The 5,394-nt window shown below is 40.1% G+C and carries 3 protein-coding genes and 2 pseudogenes; 2 read left to right on the top strand and 3 right to left on the bottom strand.

Annotation, left to right across the window (positions count from 1 at the left end; translation table 11 throughout):
- Positions 1 to 678 (bottom strand): annotated as a pseudogene (locus HCUR_RS09635) (DDE-type integrase/transposase/recombinase); the annotation flags it as partial.
- A 97-nt stretch (positions 679 to 775) separates the two neighbouring features.
- A pseudogene (locus HCUR_RS10270) lies at positions 776 to 1,471 on the bottom strand (IS5 family transposase).
- 362 nt (positions 1,472 to 1,833) lie between these two features.
- Between HCUR_RS10270 and HCUR_RS05320 the strand changes: the two are divergent.
- Positions 1,834 to 2,199 carry a hypothetical protein gene (locus HCUR_RS05320; protein ID WP_104207078.1) on the top strand — a complete coding sequence of 122 codons (366 nt, stop codon included), beginning with the start codon at positions 1,834 to 1,836 and terminating at the stop codon, positions 2,197 to 2,199.
- 65 nt (positions 2,200 to 2,264) lie between these two features.
- Here HCUR_RS05320 and HCUR_RS05315 read toward each other — a convergent pair whose 3' ends face one another.
- A complete protein-coding gene (locus HCUR_RS05315; RefSeq protein WP_104207077.1) occupies positions 2,265 to 4,832 on the bottom strand; it encodes a putative PEP-binding protein in 2,568 nt (855 codons plus the stop codon).
- Positions 4,833 to 5,205: 373 nt separating this feature from the next.
- Here HCUR_RS05315 and HCUR_RS09225 point away from each other — a divergent pair.
- Positions 5,206 to 5,394: hypothetical protein (locus tag HCUR_RS09225; RefSeq protein ID WP_207760936.1), on the top strand; the 189-nt coding region annotated here is incomplete at its 3' end.

Below are 5,394 nucleotides of genomic sequence, written 5' to 3'. Positions count from 1 at the left end.
TGATGCTCATTGCAAACACGCTCAACGATATGAGTAAAAGCATTTTTATGATGATCATGATTGGTACATTGAATCCCATTATCTGTGAGCACCTTATGTATTTTATAAGGTACAGCTTTAATAAGGTTACGTAAAAACTCTGCGGCAATCATCTTAGTCTGGCTTTTATGGAGCTCTGCATAGGCAAATTTTGATGTTCTATCTATTGCTACGTATAAATATAACTTAACCTTCAGCTGTTCTTACTTCTGCTATATCTATATGCAAGTAACCCATAGGATAGTGTTTAAATTTCTTTTTGTCAGCAGAGGTAGATCTTTCTTTTTTAGGCAAAACAGAGCAGTCATGACGCTTTAAGCAACGATGAAGGGTTGATCGACTTAAATGTGGAATAGTTTCTTGTAAGCTATACAAAACATCATCAAGAGGCAATGGTGTAAGCGGTCTGAAAGCCACAATCGCCTCTTCTTCTGTCTCTGATAGAACTGTAGATTTTATCTTTTTAGGTCCCATGGGAAGGTCTTTCGTATCTGTATCTTCTCTTTTTCTCCACTTGAGGATTGTTTTTGGGTTAACATTAAATCTTTTAGCCGCTTTTCCTATGCTCTCTTTACTATCACGGATCTCTCTACGGATTGCCTCCGTTGTTCTGGCATTTGCGTGTAATACTTGTCCCATAAGCTTTTTCTCCATGCATTATTATCTTCATAATATATACCATAACTCCCTGGGATCAAACAATTAAGGATTGTCGACATTTGAGTTTACTTTAGTATTATGAGTGATGTAGCAAAATGAAGGAAAGAAAAGTCTGTGTAAATTTATCATATCTGGGTGTAATGCGCCTGAAATGGGTTAACGTGTTGAACATTGGCTCGACTAGATTTTCCTCATGGATTGTGGGGGGGGTGACGGCTTTATTGATGCCAGTATAATGGACAGTGTTATCGACATCATAGCCTTTATCCGCCAATAGCGTTTTAAAGTCAAAATTCTCCATTAAATCAAGAGCTTTTGTATAATCAGAGCACTCACCAGGCGATAGAATGAATCTGATGGGGGTGCCTAACAGCGTGGATCTTCGTACTAAAACCGCCTGCTGAGCCCCTCAGGTTTTGGTTTTGTGACCATTGACTCTATTTTTTTTCTGACGCCCGCGGCGTGTTGATGGGCGCAAATCATTGTGGAATCCCTCATGATTCATTCCGTATCAGCATCTACTGCAAGGGTATTGAAAATCACTTTCCACACACTGACTTTGGATCATCTTATCAACCGTTAATGAACCCTCGAGCATTTCCCCGTAAGATTCTGGCAAGGGACGCTACGGCGCACCTTTCGGGCAATCCACATCACGGCATTGATAAATTTCCAGTTATCGTTTACCAGTACGTCCTGAATCTCTTTCTTTCCCAGACAACCTTTCTTTTATTTCTTCCCATTGGTCGTCTGATATTCTTTGGAATATTATCTTCTCTTGTAACTAAATACCTTAATTTTACAACACTTAATTATAAATATCGACACACTCTAATACCACGTTTTGTACCTAATTCAAAATATATTTACTCTAAAAATGTTATCGGAATAGTGATCTGGTTACGTGAGGTGTATTGTTTGTAACATTTAAAAGCCAATAGATTCAGCCTCCTAAAATACGCCTAAATAGATCTCTTTGTCTTTCATGATTAATATATATGATCTAAATAAAAAATATATAGTCTATTACTCTCTGGAAATGATAGTATTATTTTATAAAATAAAAAACGTCTTTTTAATAAAATTTTAATGTGTATACAGTATGATATATTCAAAACCTAACAGCTGAAAACGATGCAGAAAAAAATTTTTTCACTTCTTTTTACACTCCTTGCTTTTGATTTTGGTTTTGCGGCTCCACCTGCTCCAGGCGCACCTTTAGCGCCTCCACCGGGTGGGCCTGCAGGAGCTCCAGGAGGGGCTCCTGCAGTTCCTCCACCACAAGCAGATGACTTATTTGGACCGCCTGCAAAAGGTGGCGGAGGGAACGCCGGTCTTGACCAGCGAATGGATGCTATAGAAGGGGTATTTACGGATATTTGTAAAAACTTTTCTAAGGGAGGAGAAGGGCTTGGATCCGCACCTAATGGTCCGGGCACACCTCCAGGAGGAGGGGAGGGCCCTTCTCCTGGAGGACCAGGGGGACCCGCGCCTTCATAAAGTATTAGCTTAAAAAGGTTTACTCCCTTTTCGCCAAAATACTATGGCTCCCAAAAGAATCCGTTTTACGCAATATAAAGACTTTGGAGAGAAGAAGTATCTAGGGAGTATGCTTTTTTTTCTAACATAATCTGGGCACCCGCGAGGTAAGCTTTTGCTATACGATAAGCAGAACATGATACAGCTTGAATTCCAAGCGTATGAAAAAATCGCATGCTCTCTGGATCCCCACCGTGTTCTCCGCAGACAGATAAGGGAATGTGAGGGTTTATCTTTAAAATAGCTTCACAAGCCAAAGAGATTAGTTTTCCTACAGAAGCTTGGTGAATAGTTTGAAATGGATCTACAGAAAGCATCTTTAAGGATTGATACTCTTGTATCATAGGTGCTGTATCATCTCTTGAGACGCCTAGAACCATTTGGGTTAAATCGTTGGTTCCAAAACATATAAAATCTGCTTCCTGCGCTAAATCACATGCTTGCAGTGCAGCGCTGGGAATTTCAATCATTACCCCCACCATCCAAGATGATTTTTCTAAATTATACTGAAGTCCCCACTGAGTGATGCGTTGTTTAAGGATGATAAACTCTTTAGGAATCATCACAAAAGGCACCATAATTCTTAGATCCACGGGAATTCCTTCTTGGTGAACCTGTACTGCAGCTTTAAACAACGCCTGAACCTGAAGATCATAAAGCTCTGGCCGCACTATTCCAAGGCGACATCCTCTTTGTCCCAACATGGGATTATTTTCTTTTAATGCCGCGGTACGTGTATTTATTGTTTCCACAGAAACATTCAATTTTTGAGCCAGTACTCGCTCTGCTTCAGCAGTATGGGGTAAAAATTCATGCAGTGGTGGATCTAATAAACGCACCGTAAAGCACTTTCCTTGTACTTGTCTCAGTAAACGTGTATAATCTTCCTCTTGAAGATGACGAATATGGGAAATACATAGGGCTTCCTGAATTCCCAATACCCACCCTTGAAACCAAGAAAGATGGGTGCTCTGAAAAAACATGTGTTCGCTACGACACAACCCTACTCCCTTAGGATTGAATGCAGAAGCAGCTTTCCAATCCTCTGGCGTATCTGCATTGACATATACCTCTAGAGCGCTGGTACGGTGAGAAAAACATAAAAATTTCTGCAGTGCTTCACATTGCTCTGGTACCTTTAATATCCCTTCCCCCTTCCAAACAGTACCTGCCGTACCATCTATGGTGAGAGCAGTACCTTCAGAAATACGTTGACCCGATATTTCCACTGAATCTTGGTGAACTTTAAGTCCTGAAAGCGATGTAACACACGGCTTGCCTAATCCGCGTGTTACTACTGCGCCATGACAAGTCATGCCTCCCGTGGCAGTAATAACCCCTGCGGCACCTAAAATAGAAGCTACATCATCACAATGCGTTTCTTGGGCAGCAAAAATAACACGCTTACCACTTTTTATGAAAGCAATAGCGGTGTCTTGACGGGTAGCAAGAATCCCTGATACTGCCCCAGGAGATGCTCCCAATCCTTTTCCTAAGTACTCCAATCCGTTTGAATGTTCTAAGTAGGGATGATACACCTGTTCCAGACCTTGCAAAGAAAGACGGCGTAACGCGTCTTCCATGGTTAAAATTCCCTCCTCAACGTACTGAATGAGAATACGCAATTCTGCCGTTTTTGTACGTTTTCCAGATCGAGTTTGTAAAATCCATAATTTTCCATTCTCTATAGTAAACTCAATATCTTGCATATCCAAAAAAGCGTACTCTAACTGTAAAGCAATATCTCGCAATATTTTATAAGCGCACGGTAAATCCTGCTCTAGCACTTGAAGGGGACTAGGAGTGAGGCTTCCAGATACAATTTCTTCTCCTTGAACCTGGCGAGAATACTCTCCAAATATTTCTTTTTCCCCAGTAGATGGGTTACGTGTAAATAAGATGCCTGTACCACTTTTGGAGTTAAGGTTTCCAAAAACCATAGTCTGGACAATTACGTCTACTCCAGAAGTGGAGCCAATATTTTCATGCAATCGATACGCTTGGGCCCGAGGATTATCCCAACTTTTGTGCACCATATTCATCGCTTGAATCAGTTGTTCATTAGCATTTTGAGGAAATGCGTACCCCGTTTTTTCTTGAAATATCGTTTCAGCCTTAAGTGCATCCTCAAGGGTGGCTTCTTTCGGTAACTCTGGAAATGTTTGGGCATCAATTTTTTCTACCAAGTACGCATAATTACGAATTAATTTTACGTAACTTCGCCACAAATAATCCTGATTTACAAGGCGCGCATGATTAAAGCTCAGTCCTACATTCAGTAAAGAATCTAGCATGCCGGGCATAGAAACTTTAAAACTTGAACGTACAGAGACAAACAATCCATCCTGTCCTGAAGTTACATCATTCCATAATTTACCAGATTTTTTCTCTAATATAGCGATCTCTTCTTGCAGTGCTTCAAAAGTCAATGGACGCTTGTAAGAAATCACAAAAAAAGGCGGTACAGGCACTTGAAGTGCTTCCAATGATTTTAAATATCCTGCCTTTGAGGTGGGAGCAGTGTCGTCCTGAGAAATACTTGAGGAAACGTAATTTTTTGGAGTAAAAGAATAAGGTGTACTCAAAACACTCACAAGTACAGCATAACCTCATATCAAGATGACATAAGATCTGAATTACGTCAATCTCCATAAAAAAAATTTATTAGATTATCAAATAGTCTAACCATGAGGTAGACGAGATTAAGGATATATTATGCCTGTTTATAAGGTTTATATGAACAAAAGCCTATCTAGAACTAAAATTAGTTCAGACACCCTATGAAGAGTGCGAGAAATTGTATTTACCAGAATGTTTAGAAGGTTTGAAGATGAGTGTTCAAGACATCTATGGTGTTGTTTTGATCTTACACACTGGAGCGCGATAGAAAGTAGACCTAAAAATATAATAGTTGATAACCGCTGGAGCAAGAGGAACCCTCCAGGACTTACACAGGAAGAATTTATCTTGACAGAGTTAGCGAGGTGTTTGAAAGACATAGCATTTTTGCCCGTCAGTGATTTAATGGGTGGTTTTCGGCTTTTTTTCAGGTTCACTCATACTAAAAGTGCTTATTTAGGCAGTATATCTAAGTTTTCAGCCGTATTCTCATGGCCAATACAGGCTTTGTCTTCGTTGAATACATATCAAGAACTC

Source organism: Holospora curviuscula, assembly GCF_002930195.1.
GTDB lineage: Bacteria > Pseudomonadota > Alphaproteobacteria > Holosporales > Holosporaceae > Holospora > Holospora curviuscula.
The sequence above is the reverse complement of the archived record's forward strand: the minus strand, read 5'-3'. Positions and strand labels throughout refer to the sequence as shown.